We start from the raw sequence: 4,959 nt of genomic DNA, 5'->3' as shown, positions 1-4,959 counted from the left end.
CGGCCTCGTCACTACGGCAGGCCGCGCCACCCCGACACCGGCAGCGCGAATTTCGCGACCAGCCGGTCGGTGAACGACGCGTGGTGCAGACGCGCCAGCCGTACGGGTACGGCGCCGCGCCGTACCTCGACGCGGGCACCGGCGGGCAGCTCGACGTTCCGGCGGCCGTCGCACCAGAGGACCCCGTGCGGGGTGTGCGGCTGGACCTCCACCGCGAGCACCGAGGACGGCGAGGTGACCAGCGGCTTGGCGAACAGGGCGTGCGCGCTGATCGGCACCATCAGCAGGGCCTCGACCTCCGGCCAGACGACGGGACCGCCGGCCGAGAACGCGTAGGCGGTCGAGCCGGTGGGGGTCGCGCAGACGATCCCGTCGCAGCCGAACCCGGTGACGGGACGGCCGTCGATCTCCAGGACGACCTCCAGCATCCTTTCGGGCGAAACCTTCTGCACCGCCGCCTCGTTGAGTGCCCAGTCTCTGTGCACGACGGCACCGTTGCTGTGCACCACCACGTCGAGCGTCATGCGTTCCTCGACCTCGTACGCCCGGGTCACCACGCGGGCGACCACCCGGTCCAGGTCGTCGCGCTCGGCCTCCGCGAGGAACCCGACCCGGCCGAGGTTGACCCCGAGCATGGGGACGCCCGAGGCGCGCGAGATCTCCGCCCCGCGCAGCAGCGTGCCGTCGCCGCCGAGCACGATCAGCAGCTCGCACCCGTCCACCGCGGCAGGGGTCGCGTCGGCGACCGTCTCCACCGTCGACGGGAGTGGCAGGTCGGCCGCCTCCGCCTCCAGGACCCGCACGCCGAGGCCGTTGCGCAGCAGTCCCTGCACCACGAGCTCCGCACTGCGGATCGCGGCCGGACGGCCGGTATGCGCCAAAAGAAAGACTGTTCGTGCCGTACTTGTCGTCGTCGTCAACGAGGCCCCTCCGCCACTGCACGGTCCACATCTGCCGGATCCAATTCGGGTGCGCCGGCCCGCAGCCACAGAAAGTACTCGACGTTCCCCGAGGGGCCGGGCAGCGGACTGGCCGTCACCCCGCGCACCCCGAGGCCCAGCGCCGCTGCCCGGCGGGCGACTTCGCGCACCGCCTCGGCGCGCAGCTCGGGGCTGCGCACCACTCCGCCGCTGCCGAGGCGTTCCTTGCCGACCTCGAACTGCGGCTTGACCATGAGGACCAGGTCGGCGTCGGGGGCGGCGCAGCGCACCAGCGCGGGCAGTACGAGGCCCAGCGGGATGAACGAGAGGTCGCCGACCACCAGGTCCACCGGCAGCCCGTCGATGTCGTCGAGCGTCAGTTCGCGCACGTTGGTGCGGTCCTTGACGACGACCCGCTCGTCCGACTGGAGCGACCAGGCGAGCTGTCCGTAGCCGACGTCGACGGCGAGGACCTGCCGGGCCCCGGCACGCAGCAGCACGTCGGTGAAGCCGCCGGTGGACGCGCCGGCGTCCAGCGCGCGGCGGCCCTCCACCTCCAGGCCGAGGGGGACGAACGCGGCGAAGGCCCCGGCGAGCTTGTGCCCGCCGCGCGAGACGTACTCCGGGTCGCTCTCGTCCTTGGCCACGACCACGGGTGCACTGGTCTCCACCTGGGTGGCGGGTTTGGTCGCGACCAGGCCGCGTACGGAGACGCGTCCCGCGGCGATCAGCTGGCTCGCGTGCTCGCGCGAGCGGGCGAGCTTGCGGTGTACCAGCTCTGCGTCGAGGCGGCGACGGGCCACTCCTGCCACGGTTACGTTCAGCTCCTGTTGTCGTACGGGGGTGCGGGTGCGGGCCTGGCGTCCAGCGCGGTCAGCGTGGAGCGCAGCCCCCGGTGTACATCCTCGTACACCTCGGTGTGTCCGTCCGCCGCGAGGTGGTCGGCGTCGGCCAGCCGCTCCAGCGCGGCGTCCACGTCCGCGTTCCCCGTGGGTGTGCGGACGACGCCGAGAGGGGCGGGCGCGGCGGGCGTGCGGGAGGGCGCGGCGCCTGGGCCGGCCTCCTCCTCGCCGCGGGTGGTACGGAGGGCGTCGGTACCGTCGCCGGACGGAGCCGGGGGTGTCTGCGCGGGGGCCGTGCCGGACCCCGCCGTCCAGTCGCTCATGCGGGAACGCTACCCCGGTGGGCTGCGGTACCGTCGATCACGATGGCGACCATGGCAGAGTGCCGCAGCGCACTGGACAGACTTTCCGACAATCTCGCGGGCGCGGACGGCGACGTCCGCGGCGCCGCCTCCCTGGACCGCTCGCTGAGCTGTCACATCAAGGATCTCGATGTGACGTTCGCCGGCCGGCTCGCGGACGGCCGCATCCGGGTTCTCGACACGGTCGAGGGCCCGCCCCGGGAGAAGGCCGAGATCAGGCTGGCGATGACCGGCGACGACCTGGTCGCGCTGGTGGACGGCGACCTCAACTTCGCCAAGGCGTGGGGCGCGGGCCGGGTCCGCCTGGAGGCGGGGTTCCGGGACCTGCTCAAGCTCAGATCGCTGCTCTGAGAGGCTGCCCGGGCCCCACGGCCTGAGCTTCGCCGTCAGAGCCCCAGGCGGGCCACGGCCTTGCCGGCGTCGAGGGCGCACGCCTCCGTGCCCCCGTGGGTCCACGCGGCGCCGCAGAGCGCCCGCAGCCCGTCGATCGCGTCGAGGGCGTCCCCCTCGCCCTCCAGGGCCAGCTCCTGCCCGCGTACGGACGCGGTCCACCCGCCGCAGCGGGCCGTACCGTCCTCCACCGTCACCTCGGGCTGCCCGGTGAGCAGCCCGCGCAGGTCCCGGTCGACGTACGTCGGGCGGTGCTCCGGCACCGCCGCGACCAGCTGGGCCGCGTCGGTCACTCCGGTGAGGACGAGCAGCGAGTCCACTCCGCCGTTGAACGCGCCCTCGATGTCGGTGTCCAGGCGGTCGCCGACGACGAGCGGCCGCTCGGCCCCGGTACGCAGCACGGTCTCCCGGTGCATCGGGGGCAGCGGCTTGCCCGCGACCTGTGGCTCGGCGCCGGTCGCGATCCGGACGACCATGACCGCCGCGCCGTTGCCGGGGGCGATGCCCCGCGCACTGGGAATGGTCAGGTCGGTGTTGGAGGCGAACCAGGGCAGGCCCCGGTTGACCGCGTAGGAGGCCTCGGCAAACCGCGACCACGGGAAGTCCGGGCCGCCGTACCCCTGCGCCACCGCCACCGGGTCGTCGTCCGCCGAGTCGACCGGGACGAGCCCTCGCTCCTCCAGGGCGACCCGCAGACCCTCTCCTCCGATGGCGAGGACCCGGGCGCCCGCCGGAAGCTGGTCCGCGACCAGCCGGGCGACCGCCTGCGCGGAGGTGATCACGTCCGACGGCTCGGCGGGGACCCCCAGCTCGGTCAGGTGGGCGGCCACCGCCGCCGGGGTCCGCAGCGCGTTGTTGGTGACGTACGCGAGGTGCATCCCGCCGTCCCGCGCGGTTCCCAGCGACTCGACGGCGTGGGCGATGGCCTGGCCGCCCGCGTACACGACCCCGTCGAGGTCGAGCAGAGCCGTGTCGTACGCCTCGCTCAGCGCCGTGGTGCTGCCGAGCGGCCGGGACCTGTCCTGCTGACTCATTGTGTTCGCTCCTCGTTCGATGCCTCTGCCCCGATCATCCCGCATCGCCCCACCCCACCTACGATGCGGGGATGGACACATCGGGGGACGCCGCGAAGGGGCTGCGTCTGTTCCCGTTCCGGGGACTGCGCTACGTCCCCGAGCGGGTAGGCAGCCTCGCGGCGGTGACCTCTCCGCCGTACGACGTGGTGGTGCGGCCGGACGGCCTGCACCACCTGGAATCGGCGGACCCGCACAACATCGTGCGGCTGATCCTGCCTCAGGACGGCTCACCGGACGCCCGCAACCGGCAGGCGGCCCGGACCCTGGCCGAATGGCTCGCCGAGGGCGTGCTGGCCACCGACCCCGAGCCCGCCCTCTACGTCTACGAGCAGCGCGGCAACGGCATCCTCCAGCGCGGCCTGATCGGCGTCCTGGAGCTCTCCCCCAGCGCCGACCGGATCGTCCTCCCGCACGAGGAGGTGATGGACGACGTGGTGGCGGACCGCGCGGCCCTGATGCGTGCCACCGGCGCTCACCTCGAACCGTTGCTCCTCACCTACGTGGGCGACGGCACGGTCTCCGGCGCGGCGGCGGTCGTCGAACGGGCGGCCCGGCGGCCACCGCTGCTCACGACCACCACGGAGGACGGTCTGCGGCACCGGCTGTGGGCCGTGACCGATCCGGCGGAGCAGGCCGGAGCCGCCGCCGGTCTCCTCCCCCGCCAGGCCCTCATCGCGGACGGCCACCACCGGTGGGCCACCTATCTGCGGCTCCGGGGGGAGCAGAGCGCCCCGGGGCCCTGGGACTTCGGCCTGGTCTTCCTGGTCGACACCGCCCGCTACCCGCTCCAGGTACGCGCGATCCACCGGGTGCTCCGGCGGCTCGCGCCCGCCGACGCCCTCGCAGCGCTCGACGGGTGGTTCCGGGTGCGCGAGGTGGCGGGTCCGCTGTCCCGCGCGCTGGGCGCGCTCGCCGCCGCGTCCGAGGAGGGCAACGCCTATCTGCTGGCGGGCGACGGTACGTACCGCCTCGTCGACCGGGCGGACCCCGCCCTGCTCGCCCGCACGGTCCCGGCGGGCCGGCCCGAAACCTGGCGCACCCTGGACGCGACGGTGCTGCACGAGACGCTGCTCGCCCGGGTGTGGCACGTCCCGGACACCGCAGAGGACATCGCGTACCTCCACGACCCGGTGGCCGCGGTGGAGCAGGCCGAACGCGTCGGCGGGACGGCCGTCCTGATGCATCCGGTACGCGAGGCCGTCGTCCGGGACCTCGCCCGACAGGGCGTCACCATGCCGCGCAAGTCCACGTCCTTCGGCCCGAAGCCGGCGACGGGGCTGGTGATGCGGAGGCTCGGCGCGGACTGAGCGGGCGGGACGTTCGGCGGAAACACCGGCGGAAACGAAGAAGGGCGGCACTCCCGGAGGAG

General features: G+C 73.9%; 6 protein-coding genes. 2 read left to right on the top strand and 4 right to left on the bottom strand.

What is annotated here, in order from left to right:
* Window positions 1-11 precede the first annotated feature (11 nt).
* The 3 genes from ACFWEP_RS31530 to ACFWEP_RS31520 are packed head-to-tail and all read right to left on the bottom strand — an operon-like array spanning window position 12 to window position 2,085.
* Complete coding sequence (locus ACFWEP_RS31530) at window positions 12-920, bottom strand: NAD kinase (RefSeq protein WP_387375236.1); 909 nt, start codon at window positions 918-920, stop codon at window positions 12-14.
* Window positions 917-1,732, bottom strand: coding sequence for a TlyA family RNA methyltransferase (locus ACFWEP_RS31525; protein ID WP_386892859.1), 816 nt, complete (start codon window positions 1,730-1,732; stop codon window positions 917-919). The genes ACFWEP_RS31530 and ACFWEP_RS31525 overlap by 4 nt, the downstream gene beginning before the upstream one ends.
* A gap of 8 nt (window positions 1,733-1,740) precedes the next feature.
* The gene (locus ACFWEP_RS31520) at window positions 1,741-2,085 is read right to left on the bottom strand and encodes a hypothetical protein (RefSeq protein WP_387375234.1); all 345 of its coding nucleotides are present in this window, start codon (window positions 2,083-2,085) and stop codon (window positions 1,741-1,743) included.
* A gap of 42 nt (window positions 2,086-2,127) precedes the next feature.
* On the opposite strand from ACFWEP_RS31520, the gene ACFWEP_RS31515 reads away from it, so the two are divergent.
* The gene (locus tag ACFWEP_RS31515; RefSeq protein WP_387375232.1) at window positions 2,128-2,475 is read left to right on the top strand and encodes a sterol-binding protein; all 348 of its coding nucleotides are present in this window, start codon (window positions 2,128-2,130) and stop codon (window positions 2,473-2,475) included.
* Window positions 2,476-2,510: 35 nt separating this feature from the next.
* Here ACFWEP_RS31515 and ACFWEP_RS31510 read toward each other — a convergent pair whose 3' ends face one another.
* Window positions 2,511-3,548 (bottom strand): HAD-IIA family hydrolase, encoded by a 1,038-nt coding sequence (locus ACFWEP_RS31510; protein ID WP_387375230.1) that lies wholly within the window; start codon window positions 3,546-3,548, stop codon window positions 2,511-2,513.
* A 71-nt stretch (window positions 3,549-3,619) separates the two neighbouring features.
* Between ACFWEP_RS31510 and ACFWEP_RS31505 the strand changes: the two genes are divergently transcribed.
* Window positions 3,620-4,897, top strand: a complete 1,278-nt coding sequence (locus ACFWEP_RS31505) for a DUF1015 family protein (protein WP_387375228.1) — start codon at window positions 3,620-3,622, stop codon at window positions 4,895-4,897.
* Window positions 4,898-4,959 lie beyond the last annotated feature (62 nt).

Source organism: Streptomyces sp. NPDC060198, assembly GCF_042728415.1.
Taxonomy (GTDB): Bacteria; Actinomycetota; Actinomycetes; order Streptomycetales; family Streptomycetaceae; genus Streptomyces.
Note: the sequence above shows the minus strand (reverse complement) of the source record. Positions and strands in the feature narration are given on the sequence as shown.